The organism is Enhydrobacter sp. (assembly GCF_030246845.1).
Lineage (GTDB): Bacteria > Pseudomonadota > Alphaproteobacteria > Reyranellales > Reyranellaceae > Reyranella.
The window spans coordinates 4,554,929-4,575,539 of sequence record NZ_CP126889.1; the positions used below are offsets into that span (position 1 = coordinate 4,554,929).

Annotated in this window: 24 protein-coding genes; 14 read left to right on the plus strand and 10 right to left on the minus strand. The window is 67.0% G+C overall.

Annotated features, from left to right (window positions below; genetic code table 11):
- The first annotated feature begins 2 nt into the window (after window positions 1-2).
- The 6 genes from mmsB to OJF58_RS22715 are packed head-to-tail and all read left to right on the plus strand — an operon-like array spanning window position 3 to window position 4,454.
- Window positions 3-884, plus strand: coding sequence for a 3-hydroxyisobutyrate dehydrogenase (gene mmsB / locus OJF58_RS22690; RefSeq protein WP_300780086.1), 882 nt, complete (start codon window positions 3-5; stop codon window positions 882-884).
- Window positions 885-891: 7 nt separating this feature from the next.
- Entirely contained in the window at window positions 892-1,587 is a 696-nt protein-coding gene (locus OJF58_RS22695; RefSeq protein WP_300780087.1) for a glutathione S-transferase N-terminal domain-containing protein, read from the plus strand.
- The gene (locus OJF58_RS22700; protein ID WP_300780089.1) at window positions 1,584-2,075 is read left to right on the plus strand and encodes a MaoC family dehydratase; all 492 of its coding nucleotides are present in this window, start codon (window positions 1,584-1,586) and stop codon (window positions 2,073-2,075) included. Before OJF58_RS22695 ends, OJF58_RS22700 begins: the two co-directional genes overlap by 4 nt.
- A gap of 12 nt (window positions 2,076-2,087) precedes the next feature.
- On the plus strand, window positions 2,088-2,372 hold the full coding sequence (locus tag OJF58_RS22705) for a putative quinol monooxygenase (RefSeq protein WP_300780092.1): 285 nt from the start codon (window positions 2,088-2,090) through the stop codon (window positions 2,370-2,372).
- A 22-nt stretch (window positions 2,373-2,394) separates the two neighbouring features.
- Window positions 2,395-3,462, plus strand: a complete 1,068-nt coding sequence (gene corA, locus OJF58_RS22710; protein WP_300780094.1) for a magnesium/cobalt transporter CorA — start codon at window positions 2,395-2,397, stop codon at window positions 3,460-3,462.
- Complete coding sequence (locus OJF58_RS22715; RefSeq protein WP_300780096.1) at window positions 3,453-4,454, plus strand: glutathione S-transferase family protein; 1,002 nt, start codon at window positions 3,453-3,455, stop codon at window positions 4,452-4,454. The genes corA and OJF58_RS22715 overlap by 10 nt, the downstream gene beginning before the upstream one ends.
- Here the strand turns inward: OJF58_RS22715 and OJF58_RS22720 are convergent.
- From OJF58_RS22720 to OJF58_RS22740, 5 genes are all read right to left on the minus strand, one after another.
- Window positions 4,446-5,192, minus strand: coding sequence for a sulfite exporter TauE/SafE family protein (locus OJF58_RS22720; RefSeq protein WP_300780098.1), 747 nt, complete (start codon window positions 5,190-5,192; stop codon window positions 4,446-4,448). The two genes, OJF58_RS22715 and OJF58_RS22720, sit on opposite strands and share 9 nt — an antisense overlap.
- A 4-nt stretch (window positions 5,193-5,196) precedes the next feature.
- On the minus strand, window positions 5,197-6,411 hold the full coding sequence (locus OJF58_RS22725; protein ID WP_300785372.1) for an acyl-CoA dehydrogenase: 1,215 nt from the start codon (window positions 6,409-6,411) through the stop codon (window positions 5,197-5,199).
- A gap of 86 nt (window positions 6,412-6,497) precedes the next feature.
- Complete coding sequence (locus OJF58_RS22730; RefSeq protein ID WP_300780100.1) at window positions 6,498-7,298, minus strand: ABC transporter ATP-binding protein; 801 nt, start codon at window positions 7,296-7,298, stop codon at window positions 6,498-6,500.
- A 19-nt stretch (window positions 7,299-7,317) separates the two neighbouring features.
- The gene (locus OJF58_RS22735) at window positions 7,318-8,304 is read right to left on the minus strand and encodes an ABC transporter substrate-binding protein (RefSeq protein WP_300780101.1); all 987 of its coding nucleotides are present in this window, start codon (window positions 8,302-8,304) and stop codon (window positions 7,318-7,320) included.
- 34 nt (window positions 8,305-8,338) lie between these two features.
- Complete coding sequence (locus OJF58_RS22740) at window positions 8,339-9,106, minus strand: ABC transporter permease (protein ID WP_300780104.1); 768 nt, start codon at window positions 9,104-9,106, stop codon at window positions 8,339-8,341.
- 108 nt (window positions 9,107-9,214) lie between these two features.
- Here OJF58_RS22740 and OJF58_RS22745 point away from each other — a divergent pair, with 108 nt between their 5' ends.
- The 8 genes from OJF58_RS22745 to OJF58_RS22780 are packed head-to-tail and all read left to right on the plus strand — an operon-like array spanning window position 9,215 to window position 17,112.
- Entirely contained in the window at window positions 9,215-10,024 is an 810-nt protein-coding gene (locus OJF58_RS22745; RefSeq protein ID WP_300780106.1) for a sugar phosphate isomerase/epimerase family protein, read from the plus strand.
- A 4-nt stretch (window positions 10,025-10,028) separates the two neighbouring features.
- The gene (locus OJF58_RS22750) at window positions 10,029-11,438 is read left to right on the plus strand and encodes a mandelate racemase (protein ID WP_300780107.1); all 1,410 of its coding nucleotides are present in this window, start codon (window positions 10,029-10,031) and stop codon (window positions 11,436-11,438) included.
- Window positions 11,435-12,475: an NAD-dependent epimerase/dehydratase family protein gene (locus tag OJF58_RS22755; RefSeq protein ID WP_300780110.1), complete on the plus strand. Its 1,041-nt coding sequence runs from the start codon at window positions 11,435-11,437 to the stop codon at window positions 12,473-12,475. Before OJF58_RS22750 ends, OJF58_RS22755 begins: the two co-directional genes overlap by 4 nt.
- Window positions 12,462-13,328: a GNAT family N-acetyltransferase gene (locus OJF58_RS22760; RefSeq protein ID WP_300780112.1), complete on the plus strand. Its 867-nt coding sequence runs from the start codon at window positions 12,462-12,464 to the stop codon at window positions 13,326-13,328. Before OJF58_RS22755 ends, OJF58_RS22760 begins: the two co-directional genes overlap by 14 nt.
- Window positions 13,329-13,337: 9 nt before the next feature.
- Window positions 13,338-14,411, plus strand: coding sequence for a dihydrodipicolinate synthase family protein (locus OJF58_RS22765; protein ID WP_300780114.1), 1,074 nt, complete (start codon window positions 13,338-13,340; stop codon window positions 14,409-14,411).
- Between the two features lie 2 nt (window positions 14,412-14,413).
- Entirely contained in the window at window positions 14,414-15,826 is a 1,413-nt protein-coding gene (locus OJF58_RS22770) for an amidase (RefSeq protein WP_300780116.1), read from the plus strand.
- 16 nt (window positions 15,827-15,842) lie between these two features.
- Window positions 15,843-16,682, plus strand: coding sequence for an amidohydrolase family protein (locus tag OJF58_RS22775; RefSeq protein WP_300780118.1), 840 nt, complete (start codon window positions 15,843-15,845; stop codon window positions 16,680-16,682).
- 49 nt (window positions 16,683-16,731) lie between these two features.
- The gene (locus OJF58_RS22780; protein WP_300780120.1) at window positions 16,732-17,112 is read left to right on the plus strand and encodes a rhodanese-like domain-containing protein; all 381 of its coding nucleotides are present in this window, start codon (window positions 16,732-16,734) and stop codon (window positions 17,110-17,112) included.
- Window positions 17,113-17,189: 77 nt separating this feature from the next.
- Here the strand turns inward: OJF58_RS22780 and OJF58_RS22785 are convergent, their stop codons facing one another.
- The 5 genes from OJF58_RS22785 to OJF58_RS22805 form a co-directional block, all read right to left on the minus strand.
- Entirely contained in the window at window positions 17,190-18,161 is a 972-nt protein-coding gene (locus OJF58_RS22785) for a hypothetical protein (protein ID WP_300780121.1), read from the minus strand.
- A complete protein-coding gene (locus tag OJF58_RS22790) occupies window positions 18,158-19,195 on the minus strand; it encodes a hypothetical protein (RefSeq protein ID WP_300780122.1) in 1,038 nt (345 codons plus the stop codon). Before OJF58_RS22790 ends, OJF58_RS22785 begins: the two co-directional genes overlap by 4 nt.
- The gene (locus OJF58_RS22795; protein WP_300780123.1) at window positions 19,192-19,362 is read right to left on the minus strand and encodes a hypothetical protein; all 171 of its coding nucleotides are present in this window, start codon (window positions 19,360-19,362) and stop codon (window positions 19,192-19,194) included. The genes OJF58_RS22790 and OJF58_RS22795 overlap by 4 nt, the downstream gene beginning before the upstream one ends.
- Window positions 19,363-19,428: 66 nt before the next feature.
- Window positions 19,429-19,710, minus strand: coding sequence for a hypothetical protein (locus OJF58_RS22800; protein ID WP_300780124.1), 282 nt, complete (start codon window positions 19,708-19,710; stop codon window positions 19,429-19,431).
- 12 nt (window positions 19,711-19,722) lie between these two features.
- On the minus strand, window positions 19,723-20,598 hold the full coding sequence (locus tag OJF58_RS22805) for an NAD(P)/FAD-dependent oxidoreductase (protein ID WP_300780126.1): 876 nt from the start codon (window positions 20,596-20,598) through the stop codon (window positions 19,723-19,725).
- Between the last annotated feature and the right edge of the window lie 13 nt (window positions 20,599-20,611).

Below are 20,611 nucleotides of genomic sequence, written 5' to 3' on the forward strand. Positions count from 1 at the left end.
GCATGGCGAAGATCGCTTTCATCGGTCTCGGCAACATGGGCGGTCCCATGGCCGCCAACCTGTGCAAGGCCCAGCACCAGGTGACCGCCTTCGATCTGTCGGACGCCGCCGTAGCCGCCGCGGTCGAGAAGGGCGCCCACAAGGCCAAGAGCGCGGCCGAGGCGGTGAAGGAGGCCGAGATCGTCGTCACCATGCTGCCGGCCGGCAAGCATGTGCGCGAGGTCTACGAGAAGGACGTCCTGCCGAACGCGAGGAAAGGCACGCTGCTGATCGATTGCTCCACCATCGACGTGGAAAGCGCCCGCCATGTCGCGGGCCTGGCACAGAAGGCGGGGCACGAGATGATCGACGCACCGGTGTCGGGCGGCGTTGGCGGCGCGACGGCGGGCACGCTCACCTTCATGGTCGGCGGCCCCGAAGCCTCCTTCGCCAAGGCGCGGCCGATCCTGGAGAAGATGGGCAAGAACATCGTCCATGCCGGTGGCAGCGGCAACGGCCAGGCGGCCAAGATCTGCAACAACATGATCCTCGGCGTATCGATGATCGCGGTCAGCGAAAGCTTCATGCTGGCCAAGCGCCTCGGGCTCGACGCCCAGAAGCTGTTCGAGGTCGCCTCGACGGCTTCCGGCCAGTGCTGGTCGCTCACCAATTACTGCCCGGTGCCGGGACCGGTGCCGGCATCGCCGGCCAACCGCGACTATCAGGCCGGCTTCACGGCAGCGATGATGCTGAAGGATCTGCTGCTCGCGCAGCAGGCGGCCTCCGCCGCCGGCGCGACCACGCCGTTGGGCGCCGAGGCAGCCCAGCTTTTCAGCCTGTTCGTGAACAGCGGCCACGGTGCCCAGGATTTCTCGGGCATCATCCGCATGCTGGACGGCAAGTGAGCCGGCCGTGATCACGCTCTACGACCTGGTCTTCGATCGCGATGTCAGGCCGAGCCCATACTGCTGGCGCACCAAGCTCGCGCTCAAGCACAAGGGACTCGCCTGGCGCGACGAGCCCATGGGCTTCACCGAGAAGCAGAAGATCGCCTTCGCGCAGTCCCAGACCGTGCCGGTGATGCACGACGGCACCGAGGTGGCGAAGGATAGCTGGGCGATCGCATTGCATCTCGACAAGGCCTATCCGGACAAGCCGCTGTTCCCCGACGATCCGGCCAGGGCGCATGCACGGTTCGTCAATGGCTGGGCAGATGCCGCCATCCATAGCCTGATCTTTCCCATGGTCGTGGGCGACATGATGGAGGCGGTGCGGCCGCAGGACAGGGACTACGTCGTCGAATCGCGCGGCAAGCGCATCGGCACCAAAGATTTCGCGGGCTTCCAGCGGAAGGCACGGGAGACGGGCGTGACCGCCTTTCGACAGGCGCTCGAGCCCGCCCGCCGAGTGCTGAGAGAGCAGCCGTTCCTGAGCGGCCGGGCACCCGCCTATGCCGACTACATCCTGTTCGGCAGCTTCCTCTGGCCGCACACTTTCGCCAGGAATCTCGAGCTTCTGGACAGGGACGACGTGATCTGGTCCTGGCGCGAGCGCATGCTCGACCTGTTCGATGGTTTCGGCCGCAAGGCCAGGACGGCAGCGGAATGAGCGAGAATGCCGCCAAGCCCTTCGATCCGGCCGGGCACCGGTTCGGCCCGACGCACTGGTTCGAGGACCTCGAGATCGGGCAGAAGTTCTATATCAACTCCCGCACCCAGACCGAGGCGCTGTTCGCCGCCTTCCAGGCTGCGAGCGGCGACAACCATCCGATCCACTACGACCGCGAGTACTGCAAGGCCCGCGGCCATCGCGAGCTGCTTGCGCACGGGCTGCAGGTTGCCATCCAGGGGGCAGCCGGCGGAGGCATCTTCCCGCATTTCATCGGCGACTCGCTGATCGGATTCCTGGAGCAGTCCTCGCGTTTCCGGAAGCCGGTCTATTGCGGCGACACGCTCTATCCGATGCTGGAGGTGAGCGGCCTCGAGGCCGGCCGCACGACGGGCGTCGTCACCCTGAAGCTCACCATCCACAACCAGGACGGCGCTCTGGTCTGCGACGGCGAACACAAGTACCTTGTGAGGAAACGATCGCAGTAGAGGAAGAGGCCCATGATCGGCGTCATCGCGAAACTCACCATCAAGCCGGGGACCAACGCCGACTTCGAGGCGACCATGAAAGCGCTGCAGGCCAGGGTCCAGGCCGACGAGCCGGGCAACAAGCTCTATGCCCTGCACAAGACCGACGACGCCAACGTCTATGTCATGTTGGAACGGTACGCGGACCAGGCGGCGCTGGACGCGCATCGCGCGGCGCCGCACTTCAAGGAACTGGGCCGCAAGCTCGGCGACTACCTCGCCGGCCGCCCCGACGTTCAGGTGATGCAGGAGGTCTGACCACCTTCGGGAGCGCAATCGCATGGACGGACTCGTTCACCGCCACACGCCGCCCGGCACCGCGCCGGGGCTGCTGACCGGACGGGCGCCCGTCGCCGACGAGGCGCTCGATTTCACCCTGGTCGAGTACACGCCCGAGCGCTGCGAGGTGCTGCACGGGGTCGAGGTCGACGAGTGCCAGTTCCATCTCCGCACGCCCAGCCACACATGGATCGACGTGGCAGGCCGGGCGAGCTCGGAGATGCTGAGCGAGCTCGGCAGGGCCTTCAACCTTCACCCGCTGGCGCTGGAGGACGTGTTCCATGCCAACCAGAGGAGCAAGCTCGACATCTATGACGGTCAGGGCTTCGTCGTGCTCAACGATCCGGCCTACGAGGACGGCGAGATCCGGTTGCGGCAGGTGAGCATCTTCTTCAGCAAGAACTATGTGATCTCGTTCCACGATCACAAGCTCGACATCTTCAAGCCGGTGCGCGACCGCCTGCAGGCGGCAGGCTCCCGCCTGCGCACGCTGGATGTCGACTATCTGGTCTATGCGCTAGTCGACCTGGTCGTCGACCGCAAGTTCCCGTTGATCGAGGCTTTGGCCAACCACCTGGAGCTCTTGGAGGACGAGGCGCTGGGTCATCCGACGGAGACAACGCTGAGCCATATCCATCAGGCCCGGCGCGCGCTGGTCACGTTTCATCGCCTGCAGTGGGCGGAGCGCGAGACCATCCTCGCCATGATGCGCCCGGAAACGCCGGTCATCAGCGCCGACACGCGCACCTACCTGCGCGACTGCTTCGACCACTCCATTGCCGTGCTCGATCTCCTCGAGAGCTACCGCGAGATGTGCAACGGCCTGATGGAGGTCTATCTGATGCAGGCCTCGAACCGCATGTCCGAGGTGATGAAGACACTCGCGGTCATCACCGCATTCTTCATGCCCTTGTCGTTCCTCGCCGGCGTCTACGGCATGAACTTTGACCGCGAGGCCGGCAACATGCCGGAGCTGGGCTGGAGGCACGGCTATCTGTTCTTCTGGGGACTGACGGCCGTCATCGTGCTGGGGCTGCTGCTGTGGATGAGGCGCAAGCGATGGCTGTGACCGACACCTTCCGCCTGTTCGGCTCGGAGCTCTCGCCCTATTCGGTGAAGGTCCGCTCCTATCTGCGCTACAAGGGTATGCCGCACGAATGGATCCCGCGTTCGGCCGCCAACCAGGCCGAGTTCCAGAAGCACGCCAAGCTGCCGCTGATTCCGCTGGTGATCACGCCGGAGGGAGAAGGGCTGCAGGATTCGACTCCGATCATCGAGCATTTCGAGGCAAAGGCTTCGGGGCCGTCGATCGTCCCGGACGATCCGGCGTTGGCCTTCCTGTCGGCACTCATCGAGGAATATGCCGATGAGTGGACCAACAAGTGGATGTTCCACTATCGCTGGAGCTATCCGGCCGACTGCTGGGCGACGGCCGAGCGGATCGCGCTGCAGATGATGGGAGACCAGGGGCCTCTGGCCGTCGCGCAGGCGCGAGCTGCGGTTGCCGAGCGCATGACCGGCCGGTTGGGTTTCGTCGGATCCAATCCGGTGACGCGGCCGCTGATCGAGGCCTCGTTCACGCGGGCGGTGGAGATTCTCGACCGCCATCTCGCGGCACGGCCGTATCTCCTGGGCGGTCGTCCGGCGATGGCCGACTTCGGCCTCTGGGGTCAGTTCTACGAGATGGCGACCGACCCGACACCGGGCGCCCAGATGCGCACCTCAGCCAAGCATGTCATGGCCTGGGTCGAGCGCATGGTGTCGCCCAGGGCAGAGGGTTCCTTCGAGTCCTGGAACGCGCTGTCGAACGGATTGATGCCGCTTCTGAAGCAGGAGGTCGGCGTGCTGTTCCTGCCATGGTCGGCGGCGAATGCGGCGGCGATACAGAAGGGCGAGAAGAGCTTCGAGGTGAAACTCGCCGGCGCCGTCTGGTCCCAGGAGCCGCAGAAATACCATGCGCGGTCGCTGGCCGAGATCCGGCGCAAATATGCCACCGCCAAAGGCGCCGCCGGTCTCGACAAGGTCCTGGGCGAGGCCGATTGCCTGCGTTGGCTAGCCTAAGCCGGAGAGGATCAGCGACGTGCCCGACAGGGCGAGCAGGCCGAGGATGAGCCAGCGGAACTGTCGGTCGTCGATCCGGCCGTAGACCAGCAGGCCGAGCCGGGCGCCGATGAAGGTCGTGGGCAAAGTGATCGCAGTCCAAATCAGGAAGGTCCGGTCGAGAAAGCCGGCCACGGCAGCCGATACCAGTGCCGCTGCAAGGATGGACATGTTGAAAGGCTGATTGACGCCGCGCTGCTCATGCATGTTCCAGCCGCGAAGTTGTGTCCAGAGGGTCGGGGCGGGGCCGCTCATGCTCGCCATGCCGCCCAGCACGCCGCCGATCAGCCCGATGCCGGCGTCGGCCAGCCGTCCCCCGCCATGGACGATGGGTGGCCGTCGCACGAAGGCCATCCAGCAGCAGTAAAGGATCAGAAAGCAGCCGACCGAAAGCTTCAGCGGCTGCAGACGGATATGGCCCAGCAGGGCGGTTCCGAGGGGCACCCCGACGATGCCGGCCGCCAGGAACGGCCAGAGCCTCTTCCAGATCACCCCGCGCCAGATGCGGGGCAGCGACTGGATATGCCCGCTCACCGAGCAGAGCGCGGTCAGCGGCGCCGCCGTCGTCGGCGACATGACATGGAGCCAGAAGCCCAGCGCCATCAGCGAATAGCCGGTGCCGCTCAGGCCGTTGACGAAGCCGGCCGTCAAGGCCCCGGCGACGACGACCGCCGTGTCGCCGGGGGGCGGCAGGTCCACCGGGTCAGCCTGCCGCGGTGAAGGCCTGGATGCCGGTGATGGCGCGCCCGAGGATCAGGGCATGCACGTCGTGCGTGCCCTCATAGGTGTTCACCGCTTCGAGATTCATGGCATGGCGGATCACATGATATTCGTCGGACACGCCGTTGCCGCCGTGCATGTCGCGCGCGACGCGGGCGATGTCGAGCGCCTTGCCGCAGTTGTTGCGCTTGATCAGCGAGATCATCTCGGGCTGCGCATGACCCTTGTCCTTGAGCCGGCCGACGCGCAGGCAGGCCTGCAGGCCGAGCGCGATCTCGGTCTGCATGTCGGCGAGCTTCTTCTGGATGAGCTGGTTGGCGGCGAGCGGCCGGCCGAACTGCTTGCGCTCCAGCGTGTAGTCGCGCGCCTGCTTCCAGCAGAACTCGGCCGCGCCCATGGCGCCCCAGGCGATGCCGTAGCGGGCGTTGTTGAGGCAGCCGAACGGGCCGCCGAGGCCGGAGACGTTGGGCAGCATGTTCTCCGCCGGCACGAATACCTCGTCGAGCATGATGGCGCCCGTCACCGAGGCGCGCAGGCTGAACTTGCCCTCGATCTTCGGCGTCTCGATGCCCTTGAAGTCGCGCTCGAGGATGAAGCCGCGAATCGCGCCGCCGTCGAGCTTGGCCCACACGACCAGCACATCGGCGATCGGCGAGTTGGTGATCCACATCTTGGAGCCCGAGAGCTTGTAGCCGCCCGGCGCCGTCGTGGCGCGTGTCTTCATGCTGCCGGGGTCGGAGCCATGGTCGGGCTCGGTGAGGCCGAAGCAGCCCACCCACTCGCCGGTCGCGAGCCTCGGCAGGTACTTCATCCGCTGCTCTTCGGTTCCGTAGGCGTAGATCGGATGCATGACCAGCGACGACTGCACGCTCATGGCCGAGCGGTAGCCCGAATCGACGCGCTCGACCTCGCGCGCCACCAGGCCGTAGGTCGTGTAGTTGGCGGCGGCGCAGCCGTATTTCTCGGGCAGGGTCGAGCCCAGGAGGCCGAGCGCGCCCATCTCGTTCATGATCTCGCGATGGAACTTTTCGTGCCGGTTGGCCTCCAGCACGCGCGGCATCAGCTTGTCCTGGCAATAGTCGCGCGCGGCGTCGCGGATCGCGATCTCCTCCTCGGTGAGCTGGTCGTCGAGAAAGAAGGGGTCCTCCCAATCGAACGGCTTGGCGTCGGCGGCGATGCCTCGCGCGGCGCTTTTCATCGGCGTGGCGGCGGTGGCCATGATGTCTCCTGTCTCTGTCAGCCGCGTCTTATCAGGCGCCGCCCGCGCCGCCAACCTTTGCCAGGTTAAGTCGACGTGCCCGTTCCTTCGCGGCCGGTGAGGGTGCGGAAGATGTCGAGGCTGAGGCGGCCGAAGGCTTCGGACGCCCGCATCTCGACCGTGCGCGGCCGGGGCAGGTCGATCTCGAGGTCCGCCACGATGCGGCCCGGACGCGGCGACATGACGACGACGCGGTCGGACAGGAACACTGCCTCGGCGATGGAATGCGTGACGAAGAGCACGGTCTTGCGCGCCTCGCGCCCGAGGTCGCGCTCGCCCCAGATCCTGAGCAGCTCGAGGGCCATGTCGTCCCGCGTCATGGCGTCGAGGGCGCCAAACGGCTCGTCCATCAGGAGGAGCGGGGGATCGAGCAGCAGGGCGCGACAGAGCGAGGCGCGCTGCTGCATGCCACCCGACAGCTCGCGCGGCAGCCTGCCGCCGAAGCCGCCGAGCCCCGCCATCTCGAGGAGGCCGAGCGCGCGCGGCTCGAGCGCGGCCGCGTTCTTGCCGGCGAGCTCCGCCGGCAGCAGGACATTGTCGAGGATGGAACGCCATTTGAGCAGGATCGGCTGCTGGAAGACCATGCCGATATCGGCGATCGGCCGGTCGACCTTCCTTCCGGCCACCGTGATCGTGCCCTGCGTGGCTGGCCGAAGGCCGGCGACGATGCGCAGCAAGGTCGACTTGCCGCAGCCGCTGGGCCCCACGAGCGAGACGAACTCGCCGGTGCCCACGGTCAACGAAATGCCGGCGAGCGCCTCGACGGGGCCGCTCGCCGCCTGATAGGTCATGCCGACCCGGTCGAGGTCGATCAGCGCGCTTGCCACGATTGACTGAGCCGGCTGCTTACTTCGGCATGTCCACCTTGGTGTAGAAGTCCCTGGTGTAGACGTCCTTGCAGTCGACCTTCTTGGGCAGGCCCATGTAGGCGTTCACGAGATCGACCGACGCGCACATGCGCTTATCGTCGATCGAGCCGATGCCGTGCTCGGCATATTGCTTGGTCTTCATCAGGTCGAGGCCGATCATCATGTTCTCCGTCAGGAGCTGGACGTCGATCTCGGGCACGCGCTTCTTGAAGATCGCCATGGCGGCCTTGGGATCGGCCATGACGTCGTGCCAGCCCATGTAGGAGGCCTCGAGGAAGTCCTTCAGCGCCTTGGGCCGCTCCTTCATCGTCTTCTCGCTGGCGATGATCGACATGGAGTAGAGGTCGAAGCCGAAGTCGGCCCATTGCATCGTGACAACGCTGCCCTTGCCGGAGGCCTTCTCGTAGAGCGGCAGGCCGGTGACGTAGTCGCCGACGCCATCCACGCGCTTCTCCGCCAGCGCGGCGATCTTTGCCGCCGGCTCGATGTTCACCCAGCTGACCTTGCTGGCGTCGACGCCGTTCAGCTTGGCGAAGGCCGGGAACATCTGGCGCTGACTGTCGCCCGGAGGAGCGCCCAGCGTCTTGCCCTCGAGGTCCTTGGGCTTGGCCAGGGGATGGCTCTTGAGGCTGAAGATGTTGAGCGGCGTCTTGTCGAACACCATGCCGACGGTCTTGATGGTCGTGCCGCGGGCCTTCGAGGCGATCACCACCGCGGCGTCCGCCAAGCCGGCATCGGCGCGGCCGGTATCGACCTTGGCGATCGAGTCGCCCGAGCCCTTGGAGTTCTCGAGCGTCACGTCCAGCCCCTTGGCCTTGTAGTAGCCCTTGTCGAGCGCGACCCAGTAGGCGGCATGGTCGCCGACGGCGAACCAGTTGAGCGCGAAGGTGAACTTCTCCTGCGCCGCGGCCGGCTCCGCGAGCGCAAGGACGGCGGCAAACGCCAGCCACGACGCACGTCTCATGATGATCCTCCCATCCCCAGAACGAATGATTGCTTCAGTCCACGCCTTCTGCCCAGGGCGCCCAGAGGCGGGCGAGCAGGACGACGATGCCATAGAGCACGAGGCCCACCACCGAGATCCAGATCAATGCCGCGAACGCGACGGACGTGTTCATGCTGCTCTGGGTCGTCACGATGACATAGCCGAGGCCCTTCTGCGAGGCGACGAACTCGCCCACGATGGCGCCCACCACCGCCGCCGTCGCCGTGATCTTGAGCGCGCTCAGGATATAGGGCAGGGCGTTGGGGATGCGGATCTTGAGGAAGATCTTCCATTGCGGCGCGTTGAACACCCGGCCGAGGTCGAGCATGTCGGCTTCGACCTGGCTCAGTCCCACGGCGGTGTTGATCACCACGGGGAAGAAGCCGATCAGCGCTCCCATCAGCATGTTGGGAAAGATGCCGTAGCCCATCCAGATCAGGAAGAGAGGGGCCACCGCCACCTTGGGCAGCGTGTTCACGAACACGAGGAAGGGTACGAGCGCGTTGGCCAGCATCGGTGACCAGGCGATGGCTGTGCCCAGCAGCACGCCGACGCCGGCCGCCATCAGGAAGGCGCCAACGATCTCCCAGGTCGTCACCCAGAGATGCTGGCTCCAGGCGACATCGCCGTGCCAGAGCGCGTTCCAGACGGACAAAGGCGAGGGCAGGAGATATTCCCGAATGCCCGAGAAACTGACGGCGATCTGCCAGACAGCCAGGAGGGCAATGAACAGGGCGATGGTCGGCCAGTAGCGGCGACCAAAAGCGTCGAGTTTCGTCATGCGCTGGAAGCGACGAAACCATTCATCGCCTGCCGCCCCCTGATATCATGTTTCCTCCTTTCAGTCAGACTGACGAACGCTTTATCGGCCGTCAAGGTGAGGATCGGTGTGAGGCTTTCCCTGTGCAACGAGGTGATCCGCGAGCTTGCCTTCGACCGGCAATGTGCGCTCGCTGCAGGCTTGGGCTATGCCGGGCTGGAGATCGCGCCGTTCACGCTGGGGGACGATGCCTGGCGGATGTCGGCGGCCAGGCGGTCGGAAATACGCCGCTCCTGCACCGATGCGGGCGTCGCCGTCAGCGGCCTGCACTGGCTGCTGGCAGCGCCAGGGGGCCTCTCCATCACCAGTGCCGGCCAGGGCGTTTGGCGGCGGAGCGTGGACGTGCTGCTGGGGTCGATCGATCTCTGCGCCGAGCTGGGCGGCAGCTATCTCGTGCACGGCTCGCCGGCGCAGCGTCGCGTCGTCGATGTGGGCGATGCCAAGCGGGCGGAGGAGGCCTGGGCCTTGGCCGCCGACCGGGCGCAGAAGTCAGGCGTCGTCTATTGTCTCGAGCCGCTGGCCAGGCCTGAATGCAATTTCGTCAACACGCTCGGCGAGGCCGCCGAGGTCGTGCGCCGGCTCGACCGTCCCGCATTCAGGACGATGGTCGACACGCTGGCTGCGAGCCTCATGGAGCCGGAGCCGGTGGCCGATGCCATACGGCGCTGGATGCCGACGGGCCTGGTGGCCCATATCCAGCTCAACGACCGCAACCGCCGCGGTCCGGGGCAGGGAAACGACAGGTTTGCTCCGGTGATCGCGGCGCTGCGCGATACCGGCTATGACAGATGGGTGGCAATGGAGCCGTTCGTCTACGAACCCGACGGACCGACCTGCGCTGCGCGCATGATCGGCTATGTCGCCGGACTTCTGGAGTAATGGAATGAAGGTGAAGCTGGAGGAGGTCGAGCGTTACGAGCGGCCGATGAAGATGCGGCTGGCCTTCCGCTTCGGCGTCATCACCGTGACGGAAGGCGTGCAGGCCGTGATCCGGGTGCGCATCTCCTTCGCCGATGGGCGGACGAGCCGGGGCGTGGCGGCGGAGGCGCTTGCCGCCAAATGGTTCGAGAAGGATCCGCGCTTCACCGATGCGCAGAATCTCGATCAGCTCCGCCAGTCGTTGGCCATCGCCATCGATCACTACGAGGCGCACGGCCTCGACACGCCGTTCGGCCTGTTCGCGGGCACATATCTCGCGCAGCAGGCGCGGTGCGCCGCGCTTGGCCTCAACCCGTTGGTCGCATCCTATGGCCCGGCCTTGCTCGACCGGGCGATCCTCGATGCCGTCGGCAAGACGACCGGACAATCTTTTGCCGAGATGATCTCGACCAATCTGCCCGGAATCCACGCAACGGAGCTGACGCCCGATATCGACGACCGCGAACTCTCGCCGTTCCTCGCCAAGCTGAAACCGGCACCGTCGATCGACCTCCGCCACACGGTCGGCCTCCTCGATCCCCTGACGGCCGCAGATCGTCGGCCGCAGGAACGGGTAAACGATGGCCTGCCGGAGACGCTGGAAGAGGTCGTCTCGCACTACCGCGGCCACTACTACAAGCTGAAGGTGTCGGGGGACATTGCCGCCGATCTCGATCGTCTCGCGCGTATCGCCGCCGTTCTCGACGGTGGCCTCCCGGACTACCGCGCGACACTCGACGGCAACGAGCAATATGACGACGTGGAAGGCATCGTCGAGCTCTGGCGCAAGGTGGACGAGACACCGGCGCTGGCAAGGCTCGCCCGATCGATGCTCTTCATCGAACAGCCGATCAAGCGCAGCGTCGCCCTCAGCCGGTCCGTGAGGCCGTTGGCGAAGATGAGACCGGTGATCATCGACGAGTCGGACGGCGAGCTCTCGTCCTTCCCGGCGGCCCTGGCGCTGGGCTATGCCGGCGTCTCGAGCAAGAACTGCAAGGGCTTCTACAAATCGATCCTGAATGCCCTGCGGGTAGCGAAGCTCGGCGCCGGGCATTTCATGTCGGCGGAAGATCTCACGACGTTGCCCGGCGTCAGCCTGCAGCAGGACCTCGCTCTTGTGTCGCTTCTCGGCATGACCCACGTCGAGCGCAACGCCCACCACTTCGTCGACGGCATGTCGTTCGCCTCTGAGGCCGAGCAAAGGGCCTTTACGGCCGCTCATCCGGATCTCTACGAGATGAAGGACGGCAAGCCGGCTCGCCTCAGGGCGCCCGGCGGCAAGATCGCGCTGGGTTCTCTCGGCGTCCCGGGATTTGCCGTGGGCGCGAAGATGGACTTCACCGCGATGCGCACGATGGCGGAGGCAACGGCATGAGCACCGATGCGACAGGGCTGCCGACGCGCTTCGACGATATCGAGGCACTGGAAGATTTCATGACCACGCCTTCGGCGGCGCTGACCGGGGAGCTGTCGACTCTCCCGGGCGACATCCTGGTGCTGGGCGTCGGCGGCAAGATGGGGCCGACTTTGGCGCGGCTGGCCAAGCGGGCCGCACCATCGAATCGGGTGATGGGCGTGGCGCGCTTCAGCGAGGCCGGTGTGCGCGAGGCCCTGGTCGAAGCGGGGGTCGAGCCGATCGCGGCCGATCTCCTGGATCGGTCCGCTCTCGAGAGATTACCCAAGGCGCCGAACGTCGTTTTCATGGCCGGCCGCAAGTTCGGCGCGACCGGCGACGTGCCGCTCACCTGGGCGATGAACGTGCAGGTACCGGCGATGGTGGCCGAGGTCTTCAAGGCCTCGCGCATCGTCGCCTTCTCGACCGGCTGCGTTTACCCCTTCGTGCCCATCGACGGCGGCGGCGCGACGGAGGAAGTGCCGCCGGTGCCGCCACCGGGCGATTACGCCAATTCCTGCGTCGGCCGAGAGCGCATGTTCGAGTATTTCTCCGTGAAGTATGGAACTCCCGGCCGGCTTTTCCGGCTGAACTATGCGATCGACATGCGCTACGGCGTGCTGCACGACGTCGGGCGCAAGGTGCGCGACGGCGAGACGATCGATCTTTCGATGGGCCATGTGAACGTGATCTGGCAGGGCGACGCCAACACGGTCGCCCTGCGATGCCTGGCCCATGCGACGGCGCCGACGACACCGATCAACGTCACCGGTCCCGAAACCATCGAGGTGCGCTGGCTGGCGCACGAGTTCGGCAAGCTTCTCGGCAGGACGCCGAAGTTCGCCGGCAAGGAGGCACCGACGGGCTGGCTGAACAATGCGAGCCGCATGGTGCGCGAGTTCGGGCCGCCTACGGTGCCGCTCCAGCGCATGATCGAATGGACGGCCGATTGGCTGGCGCGCGACATGAAGACCCTGAACAAGCCCACTCACTACGAGGTCCGCGATGGCCGGTACTGACGTTCTGGATATCGCGCCGATCGGACCGGAGCAGAGCGAGTCGGTATGGCCGCTCTCGATCGAGGCGGGTTGGAACCAGAATGTCAGGGATTGGCGGTTCATGCTCGAGGCCGGCCGCGGCTTCGGCTGTCGTGGTGCCGATGGCCGCTGGGAGGCGAGCTCGCTGGTCCTGCCGGTCGGGCCGGCGCTTTCCTGGGTCAGCATGGTGCTGGTGACAAGGTCGCGTCGGCGGGTCGGTCTCGGCACCATGCTCCTGAAGCGCTGCATCGAGGAGGTGCGGGCGGCGGGCGCTGTTGCCGGGCTCGACGCGACGGAGCAGGGCAGACCTCTCTATCTGACGCTGGGCTTCCACGATCTCTATGCAATCAGGCGCTGGCATCTCGACGGTACGATCGAGGCGCTCGCGCCGCCCGCCAGCATCACCCTGCGGCCGGTCGAAAGCGTCGACCTGTCGGATCTCGCGCATTACGACCGGCCGCGCAGCGCCATGGAACGGTCGGCGATCATCACCCATCTGGCACGGCGTCGAACGGAGCTCGCCTGGATTGCCGAGGATACCTCGGGAGAGTGTGTTGGCTTCGTGCTGGGGCGCGAGGGTCGCGTCGCCAGCTCGATCGGCCCGGTCGTCGCCGAGAGCGAAGCCATCGCCCTTGCGCTGATCGCCCGGGCGGCCAGCGCCGTTCCCGGCCCCTTCATCCTGGACGTTCCCCAAGTCCATCGCGCGATCGGCGCCTGGCTCGAAGGGCAGGGCGCCGTCTCGCCGCGCGCCTATATGCGCATGACTCTGGGCGAGGCGAAGGGGCCCGACGATCCCGCCTGCCTCTTTGCCCTCGCCGGCCCGGAATTGGGATAGGATGCCGTCATGATTTCGGACAAGGCCCTGCATTGGCAAGATCTGCCGCCTGCTGTTCTGTCCCTCCTGCGCGACGGCACGGTCATTCCCGCGCACCCACTGGCGCTGGGACCCGACCGGCAGTTCGACAGGCAGTCGCAGCGTGCGATCAGCCGGTACTATCTCGATGCCGGCTCCGGCGGTCTCGCGGTCGGCGTCCATTCCACGCAGTTCGCCATCCGCGAGGTGGGTCTCTACCGGCCGGTTCTCGAGCTTGCCATCGACACGGCGCGCGAGTGGGCCGATCGGCCGCTGGTCATGATCGCCGGTGCGATCGGGAAGACGGCGCAGGCGGTGGAGGAAGCGCGCACCGCTCGCGCGCTCGGCTACCACGCGGTGCTGCTGTCCTTGGCGGCCCTGAAGGGCGCGAGCGAGGACGAGCTGATCGAGCATTGCACTGCGGTCGCGCAGGAAATGCCGCTGGTCGGCTTCTATCTGCAGACGGCCGCTGGCGGCATTCCGCTGTCGCGCGCCTTCTGGGCGCGGTTTGCGTCGATCGACAATGTCGTGGCGATCAAGGTCGCGCCGTTCAATCGGTATCGCACGCTCGACGTGGCTTTCGGCGTCGCTCAGGCGCAAGCCGAGGAACGCATCACCCTTTACACCGGCAACGACGACCACATCGTGGCCGATCTCGTCACGCCGCTGGTCGTGCGCACCGGCAATCGGGAAGTGACGCTGCGCTTCAAGGGCGGTCTGCTGGGGCACTGGAGCGTGTGGACGCGCGGCGCCGTGCAGCTCCTCGAACGGCTGAAGCTGTCGGTCTCGAACGGCCTGCTGCCGGCCGAGGTGCTGGCGCTCGATTCCTTCGTGACCGACTGCAACAGCGTCGTGTTCGATGTCGAGCACGATTTCGCCGGCTGCATTCCCGGCTGCCACGAGATCCTGCGACGACAAGGGCTGATGACGTCGATCGAGTGCCTCGATCCCGAGGAGAAGCTGAGCCCGGGCCAGAGCGCCGGCATCGACCGCCTGTACGCCACCTATCCCGAGCTGCACGACGACGCCTTCGTGGCCGCCAATCTCCACCGCTGGCGCGCCTGACGGTGGACGATCTCTTCGCAACGCATGACGCGCTCGCGGTCGCCGGGCTGATCAAGGCGCGCAAGCTCGACACCCGGGAGCTGCTCGATGCGACGCTGCGCTCCCTGCGCACCACCAACACCCGGCTCAACGCCGTCACCGACATCTACGAAGGCGAGCTGCTGGAGCGATCCATCGCTGCGGGCGAGGGACCATTCCAGGGCATTCCCTATCTGGTGAAGCAGCTCATGGCGGAGTGTGCCGGCACGCCGACGACGGCGGGCTCGCGGTTCTTCGCCCACGGACCGATCGCCGCCGCCGACAGCGCGGCCGTGGCGCGCATGCGGCGTGCCGGGCTGGTGATCGTCGGCCGCACCAACACCAGCGAGTTCGGGATCGCGCCGACGACCGAGCCCGCCTTCGGGGGCGCGACGCGCAATCCGTGGCGGCTCGATCTGTCGCCCGGCGGCTCGTCCGGCGGTTCCGCTGCGATGGTTGCGGCGCGCATCCTTCCCATGGCGCATGCGACGGATGGCGGCGGTTCGATCCGCATACCGGCGAGCCTGTGCGGTCTGTTCGGACTGAAGCCATCGCGCGGCCGCGTCAGCCTCGCTCCGATCGGCGAGACGCTGGCCGGCGCCGGGGCGCAGCATTGCGTGTCGGTCTCGGTGCGCGACAGCGCCGCGCTGCTCGATGCGGTGGCAGGCAGCGAGCCTGGCGATCCTTATGGCGCACCGCTGCCGGCTGGAACCTTCCTGGAGGCGGCCTCGCGACCGCCTGGCCGGTTGCGTGTTGCTTTCATGCGCCGGCCGGTCGGCGGCCCGGTGCTCGAACCTGTCCTCGTTCGCGCCATCGAGCGCACCGCCACGCTCCTCGAAGGTCTCGGTCACCAGGTCGAGGAAGCCTCTCCGAGCTACGACATGGAGGCGCTGGGCGAGGCGTTCTGGCGCGTGATGTGCGCCAACACCTGGACCAACATCCAGCTCCGAGCCAACGGTCGCAAACCCGGACCCGACGATCTCGAGCCGGTGACGCGCATCTGCGCCGAGCGCGGACGTGAGGTGACCGCCGATGCGTACATTCGCGCCGTGCAGACCTTCCATCGCACGGGACGGCAGCTCGGCGCCTTCTTCGAGCGATACGACGTGCTGCTGTCCACGACGCTCGCCCTCACGCATCTGCCGCTGGGCGCCGTGCGCACGGACGGGACCGCCGAGCAGTTCGAGCAGGCGGTCGCGCCCATGACGACGTTCACGGCGGTCTGCAATGCAGCGGGCGTCCCGGCCATGTCGATGCCACTGGAATGGACCGACGACGGACTGCCCGTCGGCCTGCACTTCGTCGCACGCTACGGCGCCGAGGAGACGCTGTATTCGCTGGCCGGCCAGCTCGAGCAGGCGCGGCCGTGGCGCGACCGCCGGCCACCTTCGAAATGAAGTCGAGGACGCGCCCATGCTGATCGTCGATGCGCAGGTTCATATCTGGGCGGCCAATTCGCCCGAACGGCCGTGGCCGGCGCGCGCCGAGCCGCATCGCGCACCGCTCGGTAAGGACGAGCTGCTGGCCGAGATGGACAAGGCCGGCGTCGATCGCGTCGTGATCGTGCCGCCCTCCTGGGAAGGCGACCGCAACGATCTCGCGATCGAGGCAGCCTGCAGCCATCCCGATCGCTTCGCCGTGATGGGCCGCTTCGATCCCGACGCGCCGGGTGCTCGCGACCGGATCGCCGATTGGAAGAAGCAGCCCGGCATGCTCGGCATGCGCTTCACCTTCCATACGGACATCCTGCGCCAGCCGCTGCTCGACGGGCGCTTCGACTGGGTCTGGGGCGAGATGGAGAAAGCCGGCCTTCCAGCCATGGTGCTGTTCCATCACGAATACATGCATCTCGCCGACCGGATCGCCGAACGCTATCCAGGCCTGCGGCTCGTCCTCGACCATCTCGGCCTGAAGAGCGGGAAGGCTGTCACCGAGGCGACCAACTTCGCGACGCTCGACAAGGTCCTGGCGCTGGCCAAACGACCGAATGTCGCCGCCAAGGTCTCGGCCATGCCGTGCTACGCCGACGACAAGACCTACCCCTTCGGGTCCGTGCATCCCCACGTCAGGCGCGTGTTCGATGCGTTCGGCCCGCAGCGCACCTTCTGGGGCACCGACTGGTCGCGATTGCCCTGCAGCTACCGCCAGGGCGTCACCATGTTCACCGAGGAGATGCCGTGGCTGAAGGGCGAGGACCTCGACTGGGTGATGGGTCGCGGCGTCTGCGAATGGATCGGCTGGAAGGTGCCTTGAAGGTCGCCGGCCCGTAGAGCAAGCTCGGTCATTCTGTGTGGAGGAAGACATGCCCACGTCGATCAAGGACATGCTCGCAAACGCCAACGCATCGGTGCCGCGGGTCGATCGCGATCAGGCGATGGCCCTGATCAAGGACAGGAACGCGCTGGTGGTCGATGTGCGCGACCTGCCGGAACTCCAGGCGAGCGGCAAGGTCGCGGGCGCGGTCCACGTCTCGCGCGGGATGCTGGAGTTCCGGGCCGATCCCGACTCGCCTTATCACAATCCGGATTTCAGGCGCGACCGGCCCGTCATCGTCTACTGCGCCTCGGGTGGCCGATCGGCGCTCGCCGGAAAGGCCCTGCAGGAACTGGGCTACCACGACGTCCGCAACCTCGGCGCCTTCAAGGACTGGGCTGAGAAGGGCGGCCCGGTCGAGAAGGTGTAGTGTTCAAGGCTCGGACTCTTCCGGACCGCGGGCTTCCAGCCCGCTCATGATGCGGGCTGGAAGCCCGCGGTCCCAAATCAAAGAGCGCGCATGACGGTTTGCGAGCCGCCGCCCCAGATCGGCAGGTAGGTCATCTTGTAGCCGGCGCCGCCGGTGACGATGGGATGGATGGCGTCGGGCGAGCGCGCCACGCCGTCGCCTTCGTCGAATATCCAGCGCTGGATGCGGGCGATGTCCCAGCCGTCGTGGCGGGCGATCTTTTCCGCCATCTCGAGCGGCAGCAGGAAGACTTGCTCGCCGCGCTGGTTCTTGCGGCTCATGCCCGACATCACGATGGCGGCGCGCATGCCGGCCGCGATCGGGGACAGGATCGCCTCGGGAGTGGCCCCTTCGCCGTCGCCGGGCAGCACCTCGGCGGTTCCCGAAACACCCATCACGGTGATGGCATTCGCATCGCGGCCAAGCCCATGGCGGGCGGTGAGCGTGGGGAAGGGGCCGTCGGATCGCTCGGCGAAGCAGAAGCTGTACTTGCCCGGCTGGCCCATGGTCGCCATGTCGCCCGTGTCCGACCGGGCGCCGCCGATGTTGCGGATGCAGAGCTGGAGCGCACGGCCGATGCTAGCGTTGGCGCGGTTGCCGGGACCGAGGCAGTTGGTGCCGGCGTTCATGTCGAGCTGGCGCGCGATCGGGCCGTGGATGCACAGCGCCACGCAGGCGGTGCCGGTCGTGGTGGCGATGCCCAGCAGGTTGAAGTCGGGCTCCAGTGTCGCCTCGGCGGCGGCAAGCACAACCGGCAGCTCGGGTGGCCGGCAGCCGGCGATCACGCACTGATAGGCGACCGCTTCGGGCGTGATCTCGCCGAACAGGGGCGGCATGGCGCCGCGCGATCCGGTGCGGCGGGCGACGCCCGCAACCATGGCCTCGAGACGCCGCTGCGTCGGCGGCACCAGCGGCAGGCCGTCCGACAGCTCGGCCTCGGTCAGGATCTGTTGCGCGGCCTCCCAGGCGGTCGTCTCGCCGACGACCGGCCAGCCGCACCAGTCGCTCATCGGGTGATGCGGACCGACGCGACGGTGGTGCCGCCGAACGACGGGATGAAGGCGGAGTGCTTGCCCGGCCCGCCGGCCACGGTGACGTGGATGTCCTGGGGCGAGCGCGCGATCGCAAACCAGTCGCCATCCGGCTTGTGGCCGGTGCTGATGTAGGTCTCCTGGTTTTCCTTGGAGATCCGTGAGGCGTGCACGCGCGAGCGCTTGAAGAGCTCTTCCTGGATGCTCTCGATCGTGTAGCCGTCACGGGCCAGGGTCGCGGCATGCTCGGGCCCGATAATCACGACGCAAGGACCCTTGCCATAGATCGTGTTGGCGCCGGGCGTCGCCATCCCGCCAGCGAAGGTGGTGAGCAGACCGTCACCGGTCGTGCTGCCGTGATCGTTGAGATTGTGCGGGCCCTCGCCCGACATGACCGTCACCACGCTGTCGGTCGGCGCGAAGCCGCGGCGTACGTGGTAGGGCGTCCAGGGATTCTCCTCCTCGTTCTCGCCGAAGCAGAAGGTGTACTTGGCGGGATTGCCCTGGGTCGAGCGATCCATCTCGCCCGGCTTGGCGCCGGCGACGTTCAGCAGGATGAGGCCGACCGCCCGGCCGATCGTGGCGTTGGCCTGCCAGCCCTGGCCGAAGCAGTTGGAACCGCAGTTGATCCCCAGCTCCTTGCGCGCCGGGCCGCTCACCATGACCATCGGCGCACAGGAATGGGTCGTGGCCAGCGTGCCGTGCAGGTTGTAGTCGGGGTCGAGCAGGCCGCGCAGCGCCGCCGTCACGACCGGGAAATATTCCGGCTTGCAGCCTGCCATCACCGCGTTGGCAGCGAGTGCCTGCAGGGTCGGCACGACCTGGCGGGGCGGGACGGGCGCGAAGGGGCGATTGTCGCCGCGCACCATGTCGACGAACTTTGCCACCTTCGCCTCGGTCGGCGGGTAGAGCGGCATGCCATCGCTCCAGCCCTGCTCGAGGGCAAAGGCGTTGAAGCCGTCGATATCGAGGTCGCCGATATCGATGATCTCCTGGTCGGTTATGTCCTTCATGTGCCGGTGGCCTCGGCCAGTCCCTTGGTTGCCGTCTCGATGCGCTCCGCCAGCTCCTGGGCGTTCAGCCCGCCGATCGGGTGCTTCACGACGATCAGCCGCGGCTCGACCTTGCGGGCCTTGGCCTGGGCCAGCACCAGCGGACGGAAGGTCTCGGTGGCGATCACGTAGGCCGTGACACCGCGCTTCTGAAGTTCAATGCTGTCGTGGAAACTCCACGATGAGCAGCTTCCTCAATCCGCTATGGCGAGAAGGGCGCCCCGGTACTTGGCGGCGACCTCCTCGATCAGATCCTTGGGCGCCGGCTGGCTCGCGCTGTTCTTGGCGACGAAGCTGATGTTGTCGACCGGACGGAAGGCGCCGAGCTTGGCGCGGATGCCGTCCAGCAACTCGCGCGCGTTCGGCTTGGAATTGGAGAAGAGGGCGATCGCGTCGCTCTTCCAGTCGACCGGCTTCAAGGCCATCGATTCGCCGCCTGCGGCGGCCAGGCCAAAAGTGGGATTGTAGATGCGCATCGAGGATCCTCCTCAACTCTTCCTCAAAATGGCCACCACTGCGCGACCGGCGCTCTGCCCGTCGGCGATCGCGTCGGCCAGCAGGCGGCGGGTTCCGGCCCGTACGTCGCCGACGGCGAACACCGTCGCCGCCGAAGTCCTGCCGTCGGCATCGGCCACGATATGCCCCGCCGCGTCGCGTGCAAGGGAATCCGGCACGAATTCCGCAGCGGGAGACTGGCCGACATAGACGAAGACGGCGCTGGCCGGCAGGACCTCGCGTCCCTTGTCGCTTTCGACCGTGACGGACTGCAGGCCGTCACCCTTGCCATCGAGCGCCACGATGCGGCCGTTGATGCGCGGGATGCCGGGGGCGCCGGCGACGGCGCTGGCATCGACGATCGTGAGCTTTCCCGCGAGAGCCGCCAGCTCCTCGGCTTCATAGCGCGCCCAGCCCTCGGCGCCGGCGACCACCACCGGCAGTCCGGCGTAGAGCGGGCCGTCGCAATGGGCGCAGTGCGAGAGGCCCCGGCCTTCGTAGTCGGCTTCGTTCGCCACGCCGAGCTTCCCCTTGTCGAGGCCGGTCGCGATCACGACGGCGCGGGCGGTGCGGCGTTCGCCCTCCGCGGTCTCGACCGTCCAAGGATCCGGGCCTGCGAGCGCGGTGACCTCGCCGAAGCCGATCTCGACGCCGGCGACCGTCGCCTCGTCGGTCAGCCGCGCCGCCATGTCGGGCCCCTCGCAGGTGTCCTCGACCTCCTGCAACTCGCCGAGATTGATGAGCTGGCCGCCGGGCGCCAGCTTGTCGAGACAGAGCGTGCGGAGGCCGGCCCGTGCGGCTTCTGCCGCCGCCGAGAGGCCGGCCGGCCCGGCGCCGATGACGATCAGGTCGTAGTCGGGAATGGTCATTGCCGGCGGACTA

What these genes read in the sequence shown, in the direction of transcription:
- OJF58_RS22800 (WP_300780124.1), bottom strand. Translation starts at nt 19,710, where the DNA reads ATGCGCATCTACAATCCCACTTTTGGCCTGGCCGCCGCAGGCGGCGAA.
- mmsB (WP_300780086.1), top strand. Translation starts at nt 3, where the DNA reads ATGGCGAAGATCGCTTTCATCGGTCTCGGCAACATGGGCGGTCCCATG.
- OJF58_RS22805 (WP_300780126.1), bottom strand. Translation starts at nt 20,598, where the DNA reads ATGACCATTCCCGACTACGACCTGATCGTCATCGGCGCCGGGCCGGCC.
- OJF58_RS22790 (WP_300780122.1), bottom strand. Translation starts at nt 19,195, where the DNA reads ATGAAGGACATAACCGACCAGGAGATCATCGATATCGGCGACCTCGAT.
- OJF58_RS22705 (WP_300780092.1), top strand. Translation starts at nt 2,088, where the DNA reads ATGATCGGCGTCATCGCGAAACTCACCATCAAGCCGGGGACCAACGCC.
- OJF58_RS22760 (WP_300780112.1), top strand. Translation starts at nt 12,462, where the DNA reads ATGGCCGGTACTGACGTTCTGGATATCGCGCCGATCGGACCGGAGCAG.
- OJF58_RS22725 (WP_300785372.1), bottom strand. Translation starts at nt 6,411, where the DNA reads ATGAAAAGCGCCGCGCGAGGCATCGCCGCCGACGCCAAGCCGTTCGAT.
- OJF58_RS22735 (WP_300780101.1), bottom strand. Translation starts at nt 8,304, where the DNA reads ATGAGACGTGCGTCGTGGCTGGCGTTTGCCGCCGTCCTTGCGCTCGCG.
- OJF58_RS22775 (WP_300780118.1), top strand. Translation starts at nt 15,843, where the DNA reads ATGCTGATCGTCGATGCGCAGGTTCATATCTGGGCGGCCAATTCGCCC.
- OJF58_RS22785 (WP_300780121.1), bottom strand. Translation starts at nt 18,161, where the DNA reads ATGAGCGACTGGTGCGGCTGGCCGGTCGTCGGCGAGACGACCGCCTGG.
- OJF58_RS22750 (WP_300780107.1), top strand. Translation starts at nt 10,029, where the DNA reads ATGAAGGTGAAGCTGGAGGAGGTCGAGCGTTACGAGCGGCCGATGAAG.
- OJF58_RS22755 (WP_300780110.1), top strand. Translation starts at nt 11,435, where the DNA reads ATGAGCACCGATGCGACAGGGCTGCCGACGCGCTTCGACGATATCGAG.
- OJF58_RS22765 (WP_300780114.1), top strand. Translation starts at nt 13,338, where the DNA reads ATGATTTCGGACAAGGCCCTGCATTGGCAAGATCTGCCGCCTGCTGTT.
- OJF58_RS22740 (WP_300780104.1), bottom strand. Translation starts at nt 9,106, where the DNA reads ATGACGAAACTCGACGCTTTTGGTCGCCGCTACTGGCCGACCATCGCC.
- corA (WP_300780094.1), top strand. Translation starts at nt 2,395, where the DNA reads ATGGACGGACTCGTTCACCGCCACACGCCGCCCGGCACCGCGCCGGGG.
- OJF58_RS22700 (WP_300780089.1), top strand. Translation starts at nt 1,584, where the DNA reads ATGAGCGAGAATGCCGCCAAGCCCTTCGATCCGGCCGGGCACCGGTTC.
- OJF58_RS22780 (WP_300780120.1), top strand. Translation starts at nt 16,732, where the DNA reads ATGCCCACGTCGATCAAGGACATGCTCGCAAACGCCAACGCATCGGTG.
- OJF58_RS22715 (WP_300780096.1), top strand. Translation starts at nt 3,453, where the DNA reads ATGGCTGTGACCGACACCTTCCGCCTGTTCGGCTCGGAGCTCTCGCCC.